This window comes from Cryobacterium ruanii (assembly GCF_004404055.1).
In the GTDB taxonomy this organism is placed as follows: domain Bacteria; phylum Actinomycetota; class Actinomycetes; order Actinomycetales; family Microbacteriaceae; genus Cryobacterium; species Cryobacterium ruanii.
Map to the genome: position 1 here is coordinate 141942 of NZ_SOHK01000004.1, position 22389 is coordinate 164330.

19 protein-coding genes and 2 pseudogenes are annotated in these 22389 nt (G+C 63.7%); 14 read left to right on the forward strand and 7 right to left on the reverse strand.

Annotation, left to right across the window (positions count from 1 at the left end):
• Positions 1-98: 98 nt before the first annotated feature.
• Positions 99-884, reverse strand: a complete 786-nt coding sequence (locus E3T47_RS01425) for a heme-binding beta-barrel domain-containing protein (protein WP_134553859.1) — start codon at positions 882-884, stop codon at positions 99-101.
• Positions 885-1026: 142 nt separating this feature from the next.
• On the reverse strand, positions 1027-1281 hold the full coding sequence (locus E3T47_RS01430) for a hypothetical protein (RefSeq protein WP_134553860.1): 255 nt from the start codon (positions 1279-1281) through the stop codon (positions 1027-1029).
• 72 nt (positions 1282-1353) lie between these two features.
• Between E3T47_RS01430 and E3T47_RS01435 the strand changes: the two genes are divergently transcribed.
• The 8 genes from E3T47_RS01435 (at position 1354) to pstB (ending at position 10401) form a co-directional block, all read left to right on the forward strand.
• Positions 1354-2046 carry a response regulator transcription factor gene (locus E3T47_RS01435; protein WP_134553861.1) on the forward strand — a complete coding sequence of 231 codons (693 nt, stop codon included), beginning with the start codon at positions 1354-1356 and terminating at the stop codon, positions 2044-2046.
• Positions 2015-2902, forward strand: coding sequence for a mycothiol synthase (gene mshD / locus E3T47_RS01440; RefSeq protein ID WP_134553862.1), 888 nt, complete (start codon positions 2015-2017; stop codon positions 2900-2902). Before E3T47_RS01435 ends, mshD begins: the two co-directional genes overlap by 32 nt.
• 134 nt (positions 2903-3036) lie before the next feature.
• Positions 3037-5208, forward strand: coding sequence for an RNA degradosome polyphosphate kinase (locus tag E3T47_RS01445; RefSeq protein WP_134553863.1), 2172 nt, complete (start codon positions 3037-3039; stop codon positions 5206-5208).
• Positions 5208-6152 carry an NUDIX hydrolase gene (locus tag E3T47_RS01450; RefSeq protein WP_134553864.1) on the forward strand — a complete coding sequence of 315 codons (945 nt, stop codon included), beginning with the start codon at positions 5208-5210 and terminating at the stop codon, positions 6150-6152. Before E3T47_RS01445 ends, E3T47_RS01450 begins: the two co-directional genes overlap by 1 nt.
• Before the next feature lie 157 nt (positions 6153-6309).
• The gene (gene pstS, locus E3T47_RS01455; RefSeq protein ID WP_134553865.1) at positions 6310-7404 is read left to right on the forward strand and encodes a phosphate ABC transporter substrate-binding protein PstS; all 1095 of its coding nucleotides are present in this window, start codon (positions 6310-6312) and stop codon (positions 7402-7404) included.
• Between the two features lie 157 nt (positions 7405-7561).
• Positions 7562-8503, forward strand: coding sequence for a phosphate ABC transporter permease subunit PstC (gene pstC, locus E3T47_RS01460; protein ID WP_134553866.1), 942 nt, complete (start codon positions 7562-7564; stop codon positions 8501-8503).
• Positions 8503-9591, forward strand: a complete 1089-nt coding sequence (pstA, locus tag E3T47_RS01465; protein ID WP_134553867.1) for a phosphate ABC transporter permease PstA — start codon at positions 8503-8505, stop codon at positions 9589-9591. Before pstC ends, pstA begins: the two co-directional genes overlap by 1 nt.
• A 30-nt stretch (positions 9592-9621) precedes the next feature.
• Positions 9622-10401 (forward strand): phosphate ABC transporter ATP-binding protein PstB, encoded by a 780-nt coding sequence (gene pstB / locus E3T47_RS01470; RefSeq protein WP_134553868.1) that lies wholly within the window; start codon positions 9622-9624, stop codon positions 10399-10401.
• A gap of 7 nt (positions 10402-10408) precedes the next feature.
• Here pstB and E3T47_RS01475 read toward each other — a convergent pair whose 3' ends face one another.
• Together E3T47_RS01475 and E3T47_RS01480 are read right to left on the reverse strand one after the other, a co-directional pair.
• The gene (locus E3T47_RS01475; protein ID WP_134553869.1) at positions 10409-11968 is read right to left on the reverse strand and encodes an amidohydrolase; all 1560 of its coding nucleotides are present in this window, start codon (positions 11966-11968) and stop codon (positions 10409-10411) included.
• A gap of 96 nt (positions 11969-12064) precedes the next feature.
• Complete coding sequence (locus E3T47_RS01480; protein ID WP_166805576.1) at positions 12065-13033, reverse strand: beta-propeller fold lactonase family protein; 969 nt, start codon at positions 13031-13033, stop codon at positions 12065-12067.
• Between the two features lie 151 nt (positions 13034-13184).
• Here E3T47_RS01480 and E3T47_RS01485 point away from each other — a divergent pair, with 151 nt between their 5' ends.
• The 4 genes from E3T47_RS01485 (at position 13185) to E3T47_RS01500 (ending at position 18402) form a co-directional block, all read left to right on the forward strand.
• Positions 13185-14495, forward strand: a complete 1311-nt coding sequence (locus E3T47_RS01485; protein ID WP_134553871.1) for a sensor histidine kinase — start codon at positions 13185-13187, stop codon at positions 14493-14495.
• A gap of 74 nt (positions 14496-14569) precedes the next feature.
• Positions 14570-15286, forward strand: a complete 717-nt coding sequence (locus E3T47_RS01490; RefSeq protein WP_134553872.1) for a response regulator transcription factor — start codon at positions 14570-14572, stop codon at positions 15284-15286.
• A 304-nt stretch (positions 15287-15590) separates the two neighbouring features.
• Complete coding sequence (locus E3T47_RS01495) at positions 15591-17060, forward strand: sugar transferase (RefSeq protein ID WP_134553873.1); 1470 nt, start codon at positions 15591-15593, stop codon at positions 17058-17060.
• A gap of 166 nt (positions 17061-17226) precedes the next feature.
• A complete protein-coding gene (locus tag E3T47_RS01500; RefSeq protein ID WP_134553874.1) occupies positions 17227-18402 on the forward strand; it encodes a glycosyltransferase in 1176 nt (391 codons plus the stop codon).
• Between the two features lie 54 nt (positions 18403-18456).
• On the opposite strand, the gene E3T47_RS01505 is transcribed toward E3T47_RS01500, so the two are convergent.
• The 3 genes and pseudogenes from E3T47_RS01505 to E3T47_RS16210 form a co-directional block, all read right to left on the reverse strand.
• Complete coding sequence (locus tag E3T47_RS01505) at positions 18457-19443, reverse strand: GDP-mannose 4,6-dehydratase (RefSeq protein ID WP_134553875.1); 987 nt, start codon at positions 19441-19443, stop codon at positions 18457-18459.
• A gap of 3 nt (positions 19444-19446) precedes the next feature.
• Entirely contained in the window at positions 19447-20430 is a 984-nt protein-coding gene (locus E3T47_RS01510; protein ID WP_134553876.1) for a GDP-mannose 4,6-dehydratase, read from the reverse strand.
• Between the two features lie 490 nt (positions 20431-20920).
• Positions 20921-21338 (reverse strand): annotated as a pseudogene (locus tag E3T47_RS16210) (transposase); the annotation flags it as partial.
• A gap of 67 nt (positions 21339-21405) precedes the next feature.
• Here E3T47_RS16210 and E3T47_RS16710 point away from each other — a divergent pair.
• Positions 21406-21789 (forward strand): annotated as a pseudogene (locus E3T47_RS16710) (transposase); the annotation flags it as partial.
• 12 nt (positions 21790-21801) lie between these two features.
• The coding region (locus E3T47_RS01520) for a DDE-type integrase/transposase/recombinase (RefSeq protein WP_166805577.1) at positions 21802-22389 on the forward strand (588 nt) is incomplete at its 3' end.

The window sequence follows — 22389 nt, forward strand, 5'->3', positions numbered from 1 at the left end:
ATTCGGTGGCGGGGCGGACTCATGGCGCGACCGGGCCCACCTAACGAACGCGGGCCCCGTCTCTAAACCGGGCCTGGGCACCGTTCATACAGTGGGGGCTACTGCACGCGGGCGAGGCGGCCGGAGGCGTGGGTGCGCAGGTTTTGGCCGAGAGCGGCGATGTCCCAGGCCCAGAGCAGGTGATTGTCGACGAGGCCGTAGAGGCGGGTGGCGGCCGCGTACGGTTTCGCACCCGCGGTGCGCAGCACGGCGTCCGTTGCGAGGTCGATGCGCGGCCCCTTGACCTGGCCGAGGTAAAGCTCGACGACACCGCCGGGATGCACGAGGCTGACCTCGATATCGAAGCCACCGTCGCGGTTGCGCAACGTTTCCACGGCCGCGGCCGAGGTGAACGGTTGCTCGCCGGTTCCGGGCAGCATGCCAGGCCCCGGGTCGCCGTCGCCCTGGTGACGGCTAAGCCGCCAGTAGCCGGTTTCCGTGACCAACGGGGTTCTCTCGTCGGACATCGACCCAGGAGGCAGGTTCAACGCGCCTGCTTGAGCGGATGCCGCGGCGTCCGTTCCCGGGACAGCGTCCGTTTCGGCGGCGGCGTGCGCGGGAGAGGCGGCACCCGCGGGAGGAGCGGCGAGGGCGGTATCCGTTGCGGGGGCGGCAGCATCCGCTTCGGAGAGACTGGGCGAGGGCGCCACGGGTTCGAGCCAGGTGTAGGAACTGTAGTTCAGGTGCGGCAGGCCGTCGTGGCTGAAGCTGATGCGGTGGCCGAAGGTGCGGCTGACCGACTCGTCGCCGATTTTATATTCGAGTACGCCCGACCCTTCCCAGACTCCGATCAACCAGGAGAGTGGAACGAGTTCGGACGGCAAGTCGACCGGAAGGTCAAACATGCGTGCCTACCGCTGCCCCCGGAAGAGCTTGTAAACGACCATGCCGGACACCCAGGCGATCGACAAGCTGGCCAGTCCAAGCAGGCCGAGGAAGAAAAGTTCTAGTGCTAACAGATCCATGCTGCGAGTCTAGTGCGAGCGGTTAGAACAGGGCGACGATGACGGTCGCGACCACGAGGATGACGATGGCTCCCGTGATGCTCATCGTGATCCTTTTGACGTATCCCTCTTTGGAGCCCGTCGCGATCTGCAGGCCCAGCGTGACCAGGGTGCAGACTGCCAGGGTGAGACTGATCCAACCGATCGCCGAGTCATCAGTGGTCAGGATTGCCGTGAGAAGGGCGCCCACAATCGCCAGCACCCACACGGTCGCGATCGTTTTCCAGTGCCAGTTCACGTCTCTATTGTGCCTGACCGCCCGCATTCCATGGCACGCTAGTATGAAATTCGAGATGCTTGGAGGGCGCCCGTGGCGCAGTTGTTGATCCTGACCTCGGCGGCCAACAATGACGTGCTCCCCGCCCTGGCGTTGCTGTCGCACAGCGCTCGGCTGATTCCCGCCCAGGCAGACCAGCTCATCAACGCGCCCGATTCGGACCTCATTTTGGTCGACGCGCGCAGCAACCTCGCTGCGGCCAAGTCGCTCTGCCAGATTCTGCGCACCATGGGCAGCTCCATTCCCCTGTTGCTCGTGATCACCGAGGGCGGCCTCGCGGCCGTCAGTCCGGACTGGGGCGTCGATGATGTCATCCTCGACACGGCCGGCCCCGCCGAGGTGGATGCCCGCATCCGCTTGACCGCTGGCCGGTTCGCCCGCACCGAACCGTCGAACACGATTCGCGCGGCCGGCGTTGTCATCGACGAGGCGAGCTATTCGGCGAAGGTGCACGGCAAACCGCTCGACCTCACCTATAAGGAGTTCGAGCTGCTGCGGTTTCTGGCGGCGCACCCGTCGCGGGTGTTCACCCGCGAACAGCTGCTGAGCGAGGTCTGGGGCTACGACTACTTCGGCGGCACCCGCACGGTCGACGTGCACGTGCGGCGCCTGCGCGCCAAGTTGGGCGATCAGGAGTCGCTCATCGGCACGGTGCGCAACGTCGGATACCGGTTCAACGTGCACGAAGAGAACGATGAGCGGGTGCCGAATTCTACGCGCGTTTAAGCCAGCGGATGCCGCGGGGCTGGCCGAGTTTCACCGCGTCGCCGCTTCGGCGCTCGCTTTCGACGGGTATGCGCCGTTCAACGAGCAGGCGCTGTTTGACCTGCAGTCCGGCCGTCGGACGGCCTATCTGGTTCTGACGGATGAACTCGTCGTCGGGGCGGCGCTCGGCGGACGCGGGGAGATCGACCTCGTGATCAGTCCGGAATATCGGCGACGCGGGTACGGCCGTGAGGCCATTCGTGAATTGGCCGCGCCCGAACCGAACGGCCTGACCGTCTGGTCCCACGGCGATCACCCGGCAGCGCGCGCCCTCGCGACCGAGCTTCGATTTGTCGCCGCTCGTACGTTGCTGGAGCTGCGCAAGCCGCTGGTTGCCGCAGGCGAAACGGCGAAAGCGGGGGCATCCGCTCTGGTGGGGGGCGAGAGCATCTCGGCGTTTCGAGTCGGGATCGACGACGCCGAATGGGTGGCGCTGAATGCGCTCGTGTTCGCGACGCACCCGGAGCAGGGCGCGATGACCGGGGTCGACCTCACGGCGCGGCAGGCCGAATCGTGGTTCAACGCCGAAGACTTTCTGATTCTGCGCGACGCCGACCGGCGCATGATCGGCTACAACTGGCTCAAGGTCGACGGGACGATCGGCGAGATCTACGTGGTCGGCGTGCATGCGGATGCCGCCGGACGCGGCCTCGGGCGCGCGCTCATGCAAGCCGGCCTGCAGCGCCTGGCCGACGCCGGCTGCACCATTGCCGCGCTCTACGTGGAGGCCGACAGCCTCGGCCCGGTGCACCTGTATCGGTCGCTCGGTTTCGTCGACCACACGGTCGATGTGCAGTACCGCCGCCTGACCGACTGACTGAGCCGCACAGAACGTGACCGTCATCACTTTGAGGTCACGACGCACCGAAAAAGCAAGGCCCCTGAGATTATTTCGTCTGACGTTCACCCGGTTCGTCGCGGTGGCGTGACCAAGGGTGTCAGGATGGTCAGATGGATGGCGAAACTACCCAAGCAGACTCGGGTCTCACAGACTTCGACGATGACTTTGACCCACTTTTCGAGAAGCTTGACCCGGCGCTGCCCGACGACCGCTACCTCGACCGGGAGCTGAGCTGGCTCGCCTTCAACCAGCGGGTGCTGGAACTGGCCGAGGACGAGTCGCTGCCGGTGCTCGAGCGCACCAACTTTCTCGCCATCTTCGCGAATAACCTCGATGAATTCTTCATGGTGCGAGTCGCGGGCCTGAAGCGCCGCATCCTCACCGGCCTGGCCGTACCGACCAACGTTGGCCGTGCCCCGCAAGACGTTCTGAGCGACATCTCGGCGGCCGCCCACGCGCTGCAGGACCGCCACGCGCTCGCCTTTCAAAGCCTCGTGCGCCCCGCCCTCGCCGCGGCCGGCGTTGACGTCGTCGCCTGGCAGAGCCTCGGCGACGCCGACCGTCGCTCGCTGCGCACCTACTTCTCGAACCAGATCTTTCCGGTGCTGATGCCCCTCGCGGTCGACCCGGCGCATCCGTTCCCTTATATATCGGGACTGTCGCTGAACCTGGCCGTGCGCGTGCGCAACACCAAGACCGGCAAACAGGAGTTCGCCCGGCTCAAGGTGCCGCCGATGCTGCCGCGCTTTGTGCGGGTGGATCGCAACGAGTCGGTGGACCGCATCCGCTATATCGCGCTGGAAGACCTCATCGCCAACCAGCTCAGCGATCTATTTCCGGGCATGGAGATTCTGGAACACCACGTGTTTCGGGTGACCCGCAACGAAGACGTCGAGATCGACGAAGACGAGACCGAAAACCTGATCAAGGCGCTCGAGAAGGAGTTGCTGCGACGCCGGTTCGGCCCGCCCATTCGGTTGGAGATCACCGAGGACATGGACGAGGTCACCCTCGGCCTGCTCGTGCGCGAGCTCGACGTGACCGAGCAGGAGGTCTACCACCTGCCAGCGCCGCTCGACCTCGGCGGACTGTTCGACCTGCGCATCGACCGGCCCGACCTGCACTTCGTCAAGCATGTGCCGACCACGGCGGCCCAGCTACTGCCGAGCGAGCCGAACGCCGAGCAGAATATCTTCGCGGCGGTCGCGCGGCACGACGTGCTGCTGCACCACCCCTACGAGTCGTTCGCGACGAGTGTGCAGGCGTTTCTGGAGCAGGCCGCGGCCGACCCGAACGTGCTCGCCATCAAGCAGACGCTGTACCGCACCTCCGGTGACAGCCCCATCGTCGAGGCGCTCATCGCCGCCGCCGACAGCGGCAAGCAGGTGCTCGCGCTGGTGGAGATCAAGGCCCGCTTCGACGAGCAGGCGAACATCACCTGGGCGCGCAAGCTCGAGAAGGCCGGCGTGCACGTGGTCTACGGCCTGGTCGGCCTGAAGACGCACTGCAAGCTCGCCCTCGTGGTGCGCTACGAGAAGGGCGTGCTGCGGCACTACAGCCACATCGGCACCGGAAACTACAACCCGAAAACCAGCCGCATCTACGAAGACCTCGGCCTTCTCACAGCGGATGCGCAGGTCGGCAAAGACCTCACCCGCCTGTTCAACGAGTTGTCGGGTTACGCGATTGAGAAGAAGTTCAAGCGCCTGCTGGTGGCCCCGCTGCACCTGCGTAAGGCCCTGCTCAAGCAGATCCAGGCGGAAACCGAGAACGCGCTCGAGGGCAAGACCAGCGGAATCCGCATCAAGGTCAACTCGATGGTCGACGAGGACATCATCGACGCGTTGTACCGGGCCAGCCAGGCCGGCGTGCACGTCGACGTCTGGGTGCGCGGCATCTGCAGCCTCAAGCCGGGCGTCGCCGGCATGAGCGAGAACATCAGGGTGCGGTCGATTCTCGGCCGGTACCTCGAGCACTCGCGCCTCTTCTCCTTTCACAACCTGGGCGACACGCAGGTGTATATCGGCAGCGCCGACATGATGCACCGCAACCTCGACCGCCGGGTCGAGGCGCTCGTGCGGCTGGTCGAGCCAGCCCACCTGCTCGAGATCGAGGCACTGTTCGAACGGGCGATGGATCCGCGCACGTCGAGCTGGTGGCTCGACGAAACCGGCCAGTGGACCCGGCACGACCTCGACGAGCACGGCGTGCACCTGAGCGATATGCAGAACAAGCTGATGCAGCAGATCAGTGCGCGCAAGCGGCCAGTTGGGCGTCGATGATGGCGAAGGTCGCTGACCCGGCCGTTTATGCCGCCGGGGCGGTCTGCTGGCGCATGATCGACGGCCGCATGCACGTGCTGCTCATTCACCGCACGATGCACGGCGACGTGACCATTCCCAAGGGCAAGGTGGACCCGGGCGAGTCGCTACCCCGCACCGCGGTGCGTGAGGTCGAGGAGGAGACCGGGCTCGGGGTGGCGCTCGGGGTTCCTCTCGGAATCTCGCACTACGCCATGCCCGACGGTCGCACCAAGATCGTGCACTACTGGGCCGCTGAGATCACGCCGGAGGCGATCGCGAAGTCGACCTTCGTGCCGAACGGCGAGGTCGCCGCGATCGAATGGGTCACCATCAAGAAGGCCCGCACCTATTTGAGCTACCCGGCGGACGTCGATATTCTCGAAACCTTTTCTGCGTTGGTCGATGCCGGGGTGACCCGCACCTTCGCCCTGATCGCGTTGCGGCACGGCAAGGCGGCAGCGCGCACCGGTGCCGGGCCCGACGCGCGTCGTCCATTGACCGCCCGCGGGGTGTCGCAGGCGGCGAGCCTGGTCGACACGATCACCGCGTGGCGCCCGCTGCGCATCATCTCCAGTACTGCAACGCGGTGTGTTACGACGGTGGCTCCGCTGGCCGCCGCCACGGGCATCCCGATCAAGCAGACCGAAATGATCAGCCAGGACGCCCTCGAGAGCGGCGAAGCGGATGTTCGCACCATCGTCGGCAAGCGGGTGCGGGCCCGCAAGACCACCGTTTTGTGCAGCCACGGCCCGGTACTGCCAGAGATCATGCGGGAGATCGCGCTGGCGACCGGTTCGCAGCCGTCGGCGGCACTGTCGGACGCAGCGGTTTTAGACACCGGAGGGTTCTCGATCGTGCACCTGTCGTCGGAGAACCCGGCTGCGGGCATCCTGGCAATTGAGACGTACCCCACGACGATCTAATTCTTCGTTGTACCGCGGCAAGCGTTATCTGGCGTTTACCTTCCGTTTACCAACAGGTCGGTAGGCGGTTACTTCACCTGTTTAGCCTCTTCATGGGCCGGCACCGGCCCGCCACCGAGCAATCACAGACTTGTCAAACCCTCGAAAGGGACTACACGTGAACTTCAAGCGTTTCGGCCGTCCGGCGATCATCGCCATCGTTGCAGGCCTCGCACTGTCCTCCTGTGCAGCAAATGAAGGCGATGTCGCCACGACCGGCGACGAAGCAGCCAGCACGCTTTCCGGCACGATCAACGGCGCCGGCGCCTCCTCGATGGGTGCAGCACAGGAAGCCTGGCGCGCCGGGTTCCAGACCGCCAACCCCGACGTCACCGTCAACTATGACCCCACCGGCTCCGGCGCGGGCCGCGAAGCTTTCATTGCCGGCGGCACCGACTTCGCCGGCAGCGACTCCTACATGAGCGACGAGGAGCTGGCCGGCACCTTCGCCGCCTGCGCCCCCGACAGCAAGGCTGTCGACCTGCCCGTCTACATCTCCCCCATCGCCGTGATCTTCAACGTCGACGGCGTTGACGAGCTCAACATCGATGCCGACACGCTCGCCAAGATCTTCGCTGGCACCATCACGAGCTGGGACGACGCCGCGATCGCAGCGCTGAACCCCGACGCGACCCTGCCAGCTACCCCGATCACCGCCGTGCACCGCTCGGACGACTCGGGTACCACGAAGAACTTCTCTGACTACCTCGGCCAGACCGCACCCGACGTGTGGACCGCAGAGGCTTCGGACACCTTCCCGTTCCAGAGCGGTGAAGGCGCGCAGGGCACCTCGGGTGTCGTTGACGCGGTCACCAACGGCGTTGGCACCATCGGCTACGCCGACGCTTCGCAGGCCGGCACGCTCAGCACCGCCAAGCTCATGGTCGGCACCGACTTCGTGGCGTACACCCCCGAGGCCGCGGCCGAGGTTGTCGCCGGATCGCCCCTCGTGGCCGACCGCGCTGCCGATGACCTCGCGCTCGAGCTGAACCGCACGACCACCAACCCGGCCGAATACCCGCTGGTCCTGGTAAGCTACGCCATCGTCTGCAACGAGTACGCGGATGCCGCCCAGGGCGAACTCGTCAAGGCCTACATCGGGTACATCGCCAGCGCCGCCGGCCAGGCTGTTGCTGAAGAAGCCGCCGGTATTGCACCGCTGACGAGCGAGCTCGAAGCCAACGTCGCCACGGTTCTCGCGACCGTCAAGTAACACCCAATCACACCTGCCCGGTTCACTCTTGCACAACTGCAAGAGTGGATCGGGCAGACTGGGTGTACGGCAACTTGCGTCCAGCCGTCACCCACCGCATTTCTACACAATCTGACCAGCTCGACGCTGCAGTTTCGTCGCTATTTAGGAGACCGGCATGACAACCGCTGCCGCCACGACCATCAAGGCCAGGCAACGCCCCGGCGACCGCATCTTCTCGTCGGCCACCGTCATCGCTGGCAGCCTTATCCTGGCCGTGCTCGCCGCCGTCGCCATTTTTCTGCTGGTCGAAAGTCTTCCGGCCTTCGTCGCCGACCCCGCCGCCTTTGACGGCGATACCACCAATTTCTGGTCTTATGTCGGCCCGCTCGTCTTCGGCACGATCTACGCGGCAATTCTGGCACTGATCATGGCCGTTCCGGTTGCCATCGGCATCGCCCTCTTCATCTCGCACTTCGCCCCACGCAAACTCGCGCAAGGCCTCGGTTACCTCATCGATCTGCTCGCCGCCGTGCCGTCCGTCGTGTTCGGCCTCTGGGGCATCGGCGTGCTGGCCCCCCTCGTTCAGCCGTTCTACACCACCCTCGTGGACTGGTTCGGCTGGTTCACCCCCTTCGCCGGCCCCGTGTCGGGCACCGGTCGCACCATTTTCACCGTCGCCATCGTGCTAGCCGTCATGATTTTGCCGATCATCACCGCCATCTGCCGCGAGATTTTTCTGCAGACCCCGCTGCTGCACGAAGAAGCCGCCCTCGCTCTCGGTGCCACACGCTGGGAAATGATTCGCATGGCCGTGCTGCCGTTCGGCCTGCCCGGCATCATCTCGGCATCGATGCTCGGCCTGGGCCGCGCGCTCGGCGAAACCATGGCCGTCGCCATGGTGCTCTCCCCCAGCAGGGAAGTGATCTTTCAGCTCCTCACCTCACAGAATTCCACGACAATCGCTGCCAATATTGCGCTGAACTTTCCCGAGGCGCACGGCGTGGGCGTGAACATTCTGCTCGCGACCGGCCTCATGCTCTTCGTGGTCACCCTGCTCGTGAACATGCTGGCCCGTGCCATCATCAACAGCCGTAAGGCATTTTCGGGAGCCAACTGATGACATCCGTCACCGAAGCCACGCCGCTCACCAATTCGCTCACCGCGGGCAAGCTGCCCCGGCGGTCGGCGCTCTGGGTACTCCTGGCAAGCTGGGCGGTTTCGGCCGCCTTCTTCGCGATGCTCTACCTCTCGGGAACGGTCGACGGCTTCAACCTCGTCGGCACGGCCGTACTCGGCACTGTGCTCTACTGCGTGGCCATCTACGTGCTCTCCCGCCTCGTCGAAGGCTCGCGTAAGGCCATGGACCGGCTGATGACGGCGCTCGTGACCACGGCGTTCGTCATAGCCCTGCTGCCGCTCATTTCGATCATCTACACCACCGTCGTGAATGGGCTGCCGGCGTTTCTCACGCCGACATTCTTCACCTCCTCGCAGCGCAACGTGGTTGGCGCCGGAGGCGGCGTGCTGCACGCCATCACGGGCACGCTCATGGTGACCGGGGTGGCAACGCTCATCTCGGTGCCCATTGGCCTGCTCGCCTCGATCTACCTGGTGGAATATGGCCGCGGCCGGCTGGCCCGCGCCATCACCTTCTTTGTCGACGTGATGACCGGGATCCCCTCGATCGTGGCCGGGCTGTTCGCCTTCGCGCTGTTCGCGCTGTTGTTCAACGACCCAGGCATCCGATTTGGGTTCGGTGGGTCGATCGCGCTCTCCGTGCTGATGATTCCCGTTGTCGTGCGCTCGAGCGAAGAGATGCTCAAGCTCGTGCCGAACGAACTGCGGGAGGCGGCTTTTGCGCTGGGGGTGCCGAAGTGGCTGACCATTCTCAAGGTCGTGCTGCCGACATCCATTGCGGGAATCGTGACCGGTGTGATGCTGTCGATCGCCCGTGTGATCGGCGAGACGGCGCCGCTGCTGATCATTGCCGGCTTCACGTCGAGCATGAACTACGACCTGTTCAGCGAGCGCATGATGACGCTGCCGGTGTTCGTGTACACGCAGTACGCCAACCAGGGAGCAGATGCGCAGGCGTATGTGGATCGCGCGTGGGCGGGCGCGCTCACCCTGATCGTGATCGTCATGCTGCTCAACGGGCTCGCTCGCCTGATCGCCTACTGGTTCTCGCCCAAACTGGGCCGCTAATTTTTCAACCTCGCTTTTAGAAAGGGACTTATGTCCAAGCGCATCGAAGTCAACGACCTCAACGTGTACTACAGCAATTTTTTGGCCGTCGAGGGCGTCTCGATCGTCATCGAGCCACGCACGGTGACCGCGTTCATCGGGCCGAGTGGTTGCGGTAAGTCAACGTTCATCCGCACGCTCAACCGCATGCACGAGGTCATTCCCGGCGCGCGCGTCGAGGGCGAAGTGCTCATCGACGGCAACAACCTGTACGGCCCGGGCGTGGACCCGGTGCTCGTGCGCCGCCAGGTGGGCATGGTCTTTCAGCGGCCTAACCCGTTTCCGACCATGTCGATTCAAGACAACGTGCTGGCCGGCGTGAAGCTCAACAACCGTCGCATGTCGAAAACGGATGCCGACGACCTCACCGAAAAGGCCCTTCGCGGCGCCAACCTGTGGAATGAAGTGAAGGATCGCCTGGCGCGCCCCGGATCGGGGCTCTCGGGCGGGCAGCAGCAGCGCCTCTGCATCGCCCGCGCTATCGCGGTCGAGCCCGACGTGATTTTGATGGACGAGCCGTGTTCGGCGCTCGACCCCATCTCGACGCTCGCGATCGAAGACCTCATCGAGGAGATGAAGAGCGACTACACGATCGTGATCGTGACGCACAACATGCAGCAGGCCTCGCGGGTGTCGGACCGCACGGCGTTCTTCAACATCGCAGGCACCGGCAAGCCGGGCAAGCTCATCGAGTACAACGACACCACGACCATCTTCTCGAACCCGAGCGTGCAGGCGACCGAGGATTACGTATCGGGGCGCTTCGGTTAGGTCACTCTCAGGGGGCCAGGAGGGCGGCGCCGTGGGTGGCCCGACCGGCTAGCAGGGTCGCGGCCACGGGCATCCGTTCGAAGGTGGCGTTGCAGACCGTGAACGGATCACCGTCGAGCACCGCGATGTCGGCGACATCGCCGGTCCGCAGGCGGGTGCGTCCGCGGGCTGAGGCTGAGAGTGCCTGGCTGCGGGTGATGACCTGGTCGGGGCGCCAGGGTTCGCGGCCGTCGCTGCGGGCGCGGCACGACGCGGCGCTCATGGCGGTGAAGGGGTCGAGAGGGGCCACGGGGGCGTCGGATCCGAAGGCGAGGGTGGCGCCGGCGTCAAGCAGCGAGCGCAGGGCGAAGACGCGGTTGGCGCCGCCGGGCCAGTTGAGCTCGACCGTATCGCGGTCGTCGAGCGCATGCTCGGGCTGCACACTCGCGATGACCCCGAGGCGGGCGAACCGTGCGAAGTCCGTCGGCTGAAGAAACTGGGCGTGTTCGATGCGGCCGGCAGCGGCGCGGCGCTCGTTCAGACTGGCGCGATCGGTGGCTCGCGCCTGGCCGATGCGGCCGTCAACGGCGGCGGGGTCAAAGCGGCCCGGCGCGAAGTCGGCGCGGGCGAAAGCGTTCAGGGCTACGGAGTTGGCGGCGTCTCCGATGGCGTGCACGGCGGGAAAGAGCCCGACTTCTCGCGCTGTCAGCAAGATGTCAGTGAGCTCGTCTTCGCTCACGGTGAGCACACCGTGCCCGCCGAGCGGATACTCGTCGACGCAGAATGCCGTTCGGGTGTTCAGCGAACCGTCGATGAGCAGCTTGAGCGGGCCGACCGTGAGCAGGTCGCGGGTGTCTGCGATCGGCTGGCCGGTGCGCATCCGCTCGCCTATTGCGCGGTCGAGGTCGGCGAGGTAGACGCCGGCCTCGATTCTCAGGGCGTCGAACCCGGCGGCGATGCGGCGCTGCCAGACGTCACGGTTCCAGGTCATCTCGAAGTCGACGACGCCGACCACGCCGCGGGCGGCGGCGCGCGCTCCGGCCCGGGTGGCGAGCGCGTCGACCTCGGCGTCGGGCAGCTGGCCGAGGGCGCTCGTGAGGTCAAATGCGGCCTGTTCGCGCAGCAACCCGGTCGCGTCGACGTGCACGTTGAACCGCTCGGCGGCTGCGCTGTTGAGCCAGACGCAGTGCAGGTCGTGGCTGATCAACGCGGTCGGATGCCCCTGGGTCACCTCATCGAGACCGCGCAGGGTGGGTGCGTCAGCCCAGATGGCATCGCGAAAGCGAACTCCGATCAATGGGGTCGGCCTGGCCGTCGCGGCGACCTGCGCGCGCACGAATTCGAGGGCTTCGCGGGCTGACGCAGCCGCGGAGAGGTCGATGCGCGCGCCGGCGAGCGCCCACTGGGTCATGTGAACGTGCTCGTCCCAGAGGCCGGGAATGACGGTGCGGCCGTCGAGGTCGACGGTGGGAGCATGCGTTGTGGTGGTTCGCGGCACGATCTGCGTGATGATGCCGTCGGAGATGTGCAGGTCGCTGGGCGTGGTGTCGCCGGGCTGCGAGACACCGCGCAGAACGAGATCGGGCATGGTGCGTCTTTCGGTGGAGGGGGTCCTGTCACCTTACAGGCGGGTGTAGCGCCGGCTCCGCAGTCATCGCCCTAGTTGCCGGCGCACGCACACCAGCTAGATAGCCAACCATTCGAGGTCGATCACCGAGACGGTACTGTCGCCACAATCCGCCACGTAGGCGGCGGTGCCGTCGGGGCTGATCGCCACCGCGACCGGTCGCAGGCCCACGGCGACCGTGTCGCGCACGGTGCGGGTCGCGACGTCGACCACCGAGACGGTGTCATCGTTCTGGTTGGTGACGAGAAGCGTGCGCTCGTCGGGGCTCACCGCGAGACCGCAGGGTCCGCTGCCCACGGTGATCTCGCATTCAACCGCGCCCGCGCCAACATCGATGACCGAGACTCGGCCCCCGCCGTGCGCGACGAAAGCCGTACCACCGGCAAAGGCAATCGCACTCGGAAACCCGCCGGGGACGGTGATCGTGTGGCAGATCGCGCCGGCCTCAACGTCGATGATCGACACCGTGCCCACCCGAAAGTTGGCCACGCAGGCGCGCGTGCCGTTCGGGCTGAAGGCGAGGGCCCGGGGCTCGTCACCGACCGCGATGGATGCCACGGCCTGGCGCGAAGCGATATCAACGATCGAGACACTGTGGGCGCCGGAATTCGTGACATAGGCGACGCCCGGGCCAAAGGCCACCGAAGTGGGAAAATGGCCGACAGCGATGGGAGCCAGCAGGGTGCCGGTGGCCAGGTCGATGACCGCGACGCTGTTCCTGGTTGACAGGGTCACCCAGGCTTGGGCGCCATCGGCGCTGACCGCAATCTTGCGCGGAGATTCCTTCAGCGCGATGGTGCCGACCACCAGCCCGCTCGCCACGTCGATGACCGACACGTTCTGGGTCACGGCGTTCACCACGTAGACGCGGCGGCCATCGGGGCTGAAGGCAACGTCGCACGGCAGCGTTCCCACCGCAACGCCGGCGCTGACCGGTGTGGTCGCTTCTTCGGCCCTGGCCATAAAAACGGATGCCCCCAGCGTCATCACCGCGCCCGCGGCGATTCTGGCAAATGCTTTGTTCATGAGCGTTGCTTTCAGCAAGGAGTTCGACCTAAATGCGTTCTTCCAGCCTCCCCGCATCACCTCAGGATTAACGGCAGATTTGGAGGCACAACCCGCAAGATTTGCCTAGTTTTCAACATGCTCGGTCGGTAGGCTACGACAAGGGGGAAAAATGGTACAGCATTATGAAGGCTACGGTCGTTCCCTGCTGGAGTTTCAGATCGTAGTGTTCGGGGCGCTGATCGTCGTGGGCACGGCGGTGCTGCTCAGCCATCCGCACGCCCTCGATTTATCCATCTACATCGTCGGCGCCAGCATCGTCGCGCTGGTCACCCTGGTCACCGCTATCTGGCGTAACCGGCCGGTTCTTAAACGATTCTCGGTGCTGCTGCCGCTCGCCGATCTTCTCGGCATTCGGTTCACCGCGCACGCGGAAGGCGCAACGCTTTCGGGCGGCGCCCTGCTGCTGATCTTGCCCATGATCTGGCTCGCCTACTCCTTCAGCGTGAGCGGTGTACTGGCCGGCATCACCCTGATTTTGATCACGAGCCCGGTGGGGCTGTTGCAGACCTACGCCGGCGACATCGACCCCGACAACTTCACCCGCACCGTCGCCTACCCGCTGACGCTGCTCATTCTGGCGGCGGCGGCGGGGGTGACGGGTGCGCGCATGCGTCGAAAAAGGGTGCAGCTCGCGGAGCAGACCGCGCTCACCGAGCAGGCGGTGCGCGACCGTGACGACCTGATCGAAGCGGTCACGCACGAGCTGCGCACTCCGCTCACGTCGATTCTGGGCAACGCCGAGCTGGTGCTCGAAGCCAGCGAGCAGCCGCAGACGGTGGCGCGACGGGCCGGGGTGATCGTGCGCAGCGCCGAGCAGATGGAGGCGATTCTCACCGATCTGCTGCACGCGCGCAGCACGGGCACGGCGCTGCTCGGGCTGCACACCGCGGCCACCGATCTGCGCGGACTCATCGAGAACTGCCTCGCGGCGAGTCGCGCGGCAGCCGATGCGCGCGAGGTGACGCTGCACCTGACCGTGTCAGACACGCTGTGGGCCGAGGTCGACCCCAACCGCATGCGCCAGGTACTCGACAACTTGCTGACCAACGCCATCAAGTACAACCGTGTGGGCGGTACGGTGCTGGTGAGCGAGACGCTCACGGCCAACACGATGACCTTAGCCATCACCGACAGCGGATGCGGGATCGCCCCCGCCGACCGCACGCTCGTGTTCGAGCCGTACTATCGCACCGACTCCGCCCATCGGTCGGCGCAGGGGGGCACGGGCCTCGGCCTCGGCATCAGCCGCGACATCACCCGGAGGCACGGCGGCGACCTGCGCCTGGTCACCTCGTCGGCGGCCGGCAGCCGCTTCGAGCTGACCCTGCCGCTCGCGATTTCTGGTCGCGCGGTCGCGGTACCTGATCGCGAAGGCACGGCAAAAACTCCTGGTCGCGAGGGCGGCAACGTTGGTGCTTGAGCACCCGTGCAGCAACGTTTCTTGCTCTCGCGGGCGCCGGTTCAGTGAGCAGAGCTTCGTACATTGGGGGCACCGTGAACTCTGACCGCATCGCGGTGGTCATCGAAGACGATGCAGATGTGCGCGAATTGATCGAAACCATCCTCATCGAGGCCGGCTTCGAGGTGAAGCTCGCCGGCACGGGAGCCGAGGGCATCGAGCTGGTACGCATCCATACCCCGACGCTCACCACCCTTGACGTGAACATGCCCGGCATGGACGGCTTTGAAACCCTCAAGCGCATTCGACTGCTCACGGCGAGCAGCATCATCATGATCTCGGCGCGCTTCGACGAGATCGATGTCGTGCAGGGTCTCAGCGCTGGCGCCGACGACTTCGTGGCCAAGCCGTTTCGCACCGGCGAGCTGCGCGCCCGCATCGAGGCGGTGCTGCGGCGGGCGCCAGCCACGTCTGCGCTCGAGTCGAGCGGATGGCTGCACCACGACGGTCTGCGCCTTGACCCGACGAGGCGCGTGGTCGAGATGGCGGGGGTAGCAGTGCTGCTGACCCGCAGTGAATTCGACCTGCTCGCGCGGCTGCTGCAGCCGGTTGACCGGGTGCACAGCAAGGCCGAGCTGATTCTCGAGGTGCGCAGTGACCGCTATGCGAGCGCGCTGGTGACGAAGGCCGACGAGCGCTCCCTCGAGGTGCACGTGGCCAACCTGCGCAAGAAGATCGGGCCCGCCGACCGCATCGAAACGGTGCGCGGCGTGGGCTACCGTCTCGCTGCTGGCGGCACTGGCCAGTTCTGACCGCTAACACGTGGCACGCCAGCTCTGCCGTACCTGCCGGCAAATGCCGCTCCTTACGCTGAGCGTGCGATTCTCCGACTGCGAGCGCCCTCGACCATCGACCGAGCGGCTCAGTATCGCTCCTTCAGCCGGGTGAGCCCGTCGACGGAGTCGACGAACGCCGGCCAGCGGCAGATGCGGGTGCACCGATATATGCAGGTACACGTACCCCAAACTGCTCGTCTCCCCCCCTCAATGGGGAAACCCCATTTATGTAAACTGATGTAGCGGTTCATTTCCGCACTTTCGGGGAAGGGGATCGCACTTGTCGAACACGACGCGCACGCGAAAAGTGGCCAACCGCACCCAAGACTGGCACGCCATCTACTCGGCCCGCCTCACACTTACCGACCTGCTCGTGCTCATCTGGGTGGTCTTCGGCGTGCAAATCACCTGGTTCGGCTTCGACAGCGCCAACCTCGCCGTGCCAAGCGCTGACCTCGCCGTCTCGTACACCTCTGTGTCGGTCATTCTTATCGCCAGCTGGATGGCCGCGCTCACCATCTACGGCACCCGCAACGACCGCGTGCTCGGCACGGGGTTTGACGAGTACAAGCTCATCGCCGGGGCCTCCATTCGACTGTTCGGCATGCTCGCCATCGTCGCCTACCTCTTCAAGGTCGACGTGGCCCGCGGCTACATTCTGCTGGCGTTCCCCCTCGGCATCGTCGTGCTCATTTTCTCACGGTGGATGTGGCGCCAATGGCTCGTGGCGCAGCGCTCGCGCGGCCAGTTCACCTCCCGCGTCATCTTAATCGGCACCCAGGAATCCTCCGCCCGCATCGCCGACGAGCTCAGAACCCGCCTCGGCGCCGGCTACCTCGTCGTCGGCGCCTGCGTCACGTCGGGTGAAGTCAGCGCCTATCTCTCCGGCGGCACCGTGCCCGTGGTGGGCGACATCGACGATATGCACACCGCCCTCGATTCGTTCAACGCCGACACAGTCATCATCACCAGCAGCGATGACATCTCTCCGACCCGCATGCGCGAGCTCAGCTGGAGCCTCGAGCCCGGCCGTCACCACCTCATCATGGTGCCGCGCCTCATCGACGTGGGCGGCCCCCGCATTCATACCCGGCCGGTCGCCGGGTTGCCTCTCATTCACGTGGAAACCCCCCGCTACGAAGGTCACACCCTCTTCACCAAGCGCGCCTTCGATATCATCGTGGCTGCCCTGCTCATCGCGCTGCTCTCCCCCGCCCTTGCCGCCATCGCCCTCGCGGTGCGGTTGAGCGGGGCGGGCCCGGTGTTCTTTAGCCAGCAACGCGTCGGCCACAACGGCACCCGTTTCAAGATGCTCAAGTTTCGATCGATGGTAGCGGACGCCGAAGCGCGCCTCGCCGGTCTGCAAGACACCCCCCGCGTCGTCGGCAACACCGTCATGTTTAAGATGCAGAACGACCCCCGCGTCACCCGCGCCGGCCGGTTTCTGCGCCGCTACAGCCTCGACGAACTGCCCCAATTGTTCAACGTGCTCGCCGGAACCATGTCACTCGTTGGCCCTCGCCCGCCCCTCGAAACCGAGGTCAGCGAATACGAGCTGCACGTGCACCGCCGCTTTCTCGTGAAGCCCGGGGTCACCGGCCTCTGGCAGGTCAGCGGCCGCTCCAACCTCACCTGGAACGAAACCGTGCGCCTCGACCTCTACTACGTGGAGAACTGGTCGCTCACCGGCGACCTCGTCATCCTCTGGCGCACCACCAAAGCCGTGCTGGCCCGCGATGGCGCCTTCTAGAACGCCTACTCCGCAAGCGGATGCCGCAGATCGCACGAAAATTTACCCATAATGGGCATTAGAATGGTGTTGACGAAATGCCGTGCTGAGTCAGACGGCGCACAGGGGGAACCACGCAAATGAAGTCGACATCAGGGACCAGAATTATGATCGCGTCGGCGCTGTAATGGCTGGACTCATCGCGCACGAATGGATAGAAACTCGAGGCGGCGCGGAGCGCGTGCTCGACAACATGGTGGCGGAATACTCGACAGCAGATATCGCTTGTTTGTGGGACGACGCTCCCAGTCGCTATCCCGATAATCGAGTTCTGCAAAGCTGGATGTCCGCAAGCCCGCTGAGAAAAAACAAGGCACTCGCTCTGCCACTCATGTCGGCAACCTGGCGCAACTGGCGCGCAGACCAAAATTATGACTGGGTACTCGCGAGTTCGTACGTATTCGCCCACCACGCTCAATTCACGACTAAAACGCACAGCCCTCTGAAATTTTCCTACGTGCATACGCCGGCGCGGTATCTCTGGGCGCCAGAGCTCGATCCTCGCGGACGCCGTGCAATCGCTCGAGCAACATCACCGCTGCTCCGCGCAATCGACCGGCGCGCGGCAAGCGCCGACAGCTACCTCGCAGCCAATAGCGAGTTCGTGCGGGAACGAATTCTTCGGTCGTGGAATCGTGACTCCCGCGTTATTTATCCGCCGGTCGACGTCAATCGGATCATGAGCGTGCGTGACTGGACCAGTGAGATTTCGGAGAAAGAAACGCGCCTCATCGAAGGCCTGCCGCAGACCTTTCTGCTTGGCGCGTCGCGTTTCGTGGAATACAAGGGTCTCGACATCGTCATCAGAGCCGGTGAGCGCGCACGGCTCCCCGTGGTAATTGCTGGGAATGGTCCTCTGGCCGATAAGTTGCGCGCCCAGGCCGAAACCGCCTCAGTTCCTGTCACCATCATTCAATCGCCGAGTGACAGCTTACTGTATTGCCTCTATCAGCGAGCTTTAGCCTACGTTTTTCCACCAATCGAGGACTTTGGCATTATGCCCATCGAGGCAATGGCCGCCGGATGCCCCGTTCTCGTCAATACCGTGGGCGGCACGAGCGAATCAGTCACCCATGGAATATCGGGGTTTCAACTCGATCGATTCGACGGAGAGGACCTAATCCGCGCCATCGATGCCGCTTCCTCGCTCGACCGGGGCGCAGTGCAAGAATCGGCGAGACGTTTCGATTCAGTTCTTTTTCGATCTGAGTTGCAGAGTTGGGTGAACCATGGACTGCGGGGAGAAACTAGTTTCGAAGCCACCCAGCAATCGACACGATTAGGCACGGGCGTACTTCTGTAACTGTCGGGGGCCCAGGGAACAATTTTGAGAGTTGGCACTGTTCCGGTACCAAACTCAATCGTGCCGCGACGATTCCCCGGCCAAGAGATCCAGGTCGTGGAGGGCCATGCGCATAACGAGTTGCTCGAAATCAACGGCGGGTTCCCATCCGAGCGCCGACTGAATTTTCGAAGCATCGCCCCGCATCTCGTGCGCATCGGCCGGACGCACAAAACGCTGGTCGATGCCAACAACCGGTTCCCAGTCATCAATGCCGACGGCTTTAAAGGCCGCCACCACAAAATCTCTCACAGAGTGCGACTTTCCCGTAGCTATAACGTAGTCATCTGCCACCACAGCATTGCTCATAAGCAAAAGAGCGTCGACGTAGTCAGGCGCCCACCCCCAGTCACGCTTCAATTCGAGGTTGCCTAGGAAGAGCTTCTCCGATGCGCCACTGGCAATCGCAGCGGCCGCCATCGTAATCTTGCGCGTCACAAATGTCGGCGGTCGCCGCGGGGACTCATGGTTGTACAAAATGCCCGAAGAAGCATGCATTCCTTTATAGCGGTACATTGCCACCGCCTGATGAGCATAGGTCTTGGCGAGGCCGTACGGTGAAATTGGCACAAGGGGCGTGCGTTCGGTTTGCGGTACCTCGCGAGTGTCTCCAAATATTTCGGAACTTGACGCTTGCACAAAGCGCACATCACGCCCGGAACGCTCCTGAAAGCTCCAGGCGGCTTCCAGGAGGGCAACGGCTGCGAGGCCACTTATCTGGCCGGTCGCGACAGGCATCTCCCAGGAATACGCCACAGAGCTGATACCACCGAGATTGAATATTACATTTGGCTCGGTGTCGTTCACGAGACGCTCCAAGCCTGCGGCATCGGCAAGGTCGCCCACATGTGTTGTCACCGAGAGCAAGCCCGGCTGCGGGACACTCAAGTCGTCCGCACGAACCAAAGCATGGACGTCCCAGCCCAAGGCCTGAAGCCTCTCCGAAAGATAGCTGCCATCCTGACCTGTGATTCCTGTGACCAGCGCCCGAGGCGACGTCATTCTCTAGTGCACCAGCACAGACTGCTCAGCCAAGTCGTTCTCGACCATCATCTGAACCAACGTTTTGAACGAAACCGTCGGCGTCCACCCAAGCACGTCGCGTGCTTTTTTCGGATCGCCGATCAGCAGGTCGACCTCAGCCGGTCGCATAAATCTCGGGTCCTGTTTCACATACGGGCTCCAATCTTCAATGCCGACAGCCTCAAATGCCACATCCAACAATTCTCGGATGGAATGGGTTTCGCCGGTGGAGATTACATAGTCATCAGCTACCGGTTGTTGCAGCATGCGCCACATTGCATCTACGTAGTCGCCAGCGAAACCCCAGTCGCGCTTCGCATCGAGATTACCCAAAGTCAGTTCAGATTGAAGGCCCAGCTTGATGCGACTCACCGCTTGCGATACTTTGCGTGTGACAAACTCCGGCCCACGACGAGGCGACTCATGGTTGAAAAGGATGCCGCTGCTCGCGTGCATGCCGTAGGACTCGCGGTAGTTGATAGTCATGTAGTGCCCGAACACCTTGGCCACTCCGTACGGGGACCGCGGCCATAGGAGCGTGGTTTCACGCTGCGGCACCTCTTGAACCTTGCCAAACATCTCCGATGAGGAAGCCTGGTAAAAACGCACTTTGGCGATGTCATTACCGGCGTAGAGGCGCGTAGCTTCAAGAATATTGAGCACGCCCTTCCCTGTAACATCCGAGGTCATAGACGAATTTTCCCAGGAGTAGGCCACAAACGAGATAGCCCCCAGGTTATACACCTCGTCGGGCTGGGCGATGTTGAGCACGCGGGTAAGGCTGGAAACGTCGGTTAGGTCACCGTTGATCAGTTTTACCTCCGGTACTGTCTGACGTATAAGATCTAGTTTCGGATTGTTCTGTCCTCGGATAAGGCCATAGACCGCGTACCCCTTGCTGAGCAGAAGTTCCGAAAGATACATACCATCCTGTCCGGTGATTCCAGTAATCAGGGCACGGGGCATAGCAGGTTCCATTCTGTGCACGACGGTGAGTGTAGAAAGTCACGACGACCACCACATCCCTTACAAGGCATGGCGCAGGGTTCGTTTCATTTCCGCCCCACTGCGACACTAGTACATCAACGACCACCGCACGCCCGACCATGTCGGAGAATTCCTTACTGCCTCACCTACCGTATAAGGAGCGCGGGGTTCGACGAACAACGTGTCGTCATCGAATGGGTGACCGCATACTTTTTCTTTAGTATTTAGTTGCCACTAACCGATATTTCATTGTATCGACCATGTTTCGGATTCAGGCCCACTGAGGGTGACCCGCAAAAGCGCCAACGTTAGCCAACCGAAACCGTCTAGGTTCGTTTGATGGCGGACGTTGAAAAAAGACACATAGCTGCCAAGAACTTACGGTGCATGTGCCGAAAAACAAAAGGAAGATCAGACAGACCCAGTTGGATTTGGGATGCGAAGCGACTTTTCGCAATCAGGAGTGTATTCAGGGTCGGAATCCGCCGGCCTGAAGGAGCGAGCGGGCGATGTATGGTGCGTCAGGTTCGGGAAGCCAAGGCTGTGCAGCAGAGGCGCTCTAGCCGTCCGTTGATAGCCTCAGTCTGGCCGTTCGAGGATCCCTGCGTCTCGACGAAGGCGAGGATGTCGACGGCGCGCTGTTACAGAGTCCGGGCGAGACGGCGGATCTCTACCAGGAGCCTTGGGACGTCGTGACTTATCGAGCCGATCACCGCTTGCATCATGGCCTTTCCGATCTTCTTGTCGGCGTTTCGGTAGGCGGCGATGATGCGCTGGTAGATCCCTCAGGTCACCTGAACCTCGAGGTACGTGTCCTCTTGGGAGTAGGCGGCCAGCCAACATTGTTGCTTATCGGTGACGAGACCACGACCGGTTTGCAGGGTTTGGCCTTGACCCCCATTAGTGGACAACTCGCAAGAGAGAATGTTCATCATGTGAAACACACGCCGGGAGTGCACTCCTGAGTTCAAAGACGAGGACGTCAAGCTGGTGAATCACACCGGTCGCGCGGTGGCAACTGTCGCCCGCGAGATCGGAGTCAACGAAGCCACTCTGGGACGGTGGGTGAACCTGTTCAAAGCCAGCCAAACCGCCGGCGAAGCCGGGATCACGGAGACCGAGAAGGCCGAACTGCTGCGGCTGCATAAAGAGAACGCGGACCTGAAACTGGATCGAGCGTTCCTAAAAAAGCCTCCCTCATCTTCGCCCAGGAAGCCTCGGATACGAACGCCAAGCGTTCGCACAGATGCTGACGGAGAAGAACAACTTCAGCATGGTCCGCCTCCTCGCCGTTTCCCGGTCGGGCTACTACGCCTGGCTGGGCCGCAGCCAGTCTGAGAGGGCAGTCTGGTGGGAGAACATGAGCAGAGGGTCGCGTGCGACTCAGACGAGATCTACGGGTCCCCGCGGATCCTCGCCGACCTCCGCGCCGACGGCGAGATCATCTCCAGCAAGACCGTGGCCACGACTATGCGCCGCCTGGGATTGGTGGACATCAGCCCGAAACGCTGGCGCACCACCACGGTCAGCCAAGCCGAGGATGCCTACCCGGTCGACGCCGTCAAACGGCAGTGGGACACCGGGGCCCTGAACCGGGCCTCGGTCGACGACATCACCTACCTGAGGACCTGGGAAGGGTGGCTGTATATGGCCACCGTCATCGACGCGCACTCGCGCCGCGTGATTGGCTGGGCAATCCCCGACCACATGCGCACCGACCTGATCCAGGACGCCTTGGTCATGGCGATGGCTCTCCACGGTGAACGGCCCAAGCAGGTCATCTTTCACTCGGATCGTGGCACCCAAGGCAGATTCAACGGGTGGAAGCAACACCTCGAATATGGAGGTGGATTATGGGACGTCCAAAAGGTTGGATGGCCACACAGCTGGGGCGTAAACCGATGCGATCGCCGGGCCGACCGCCGGGGTGGCGTCGGG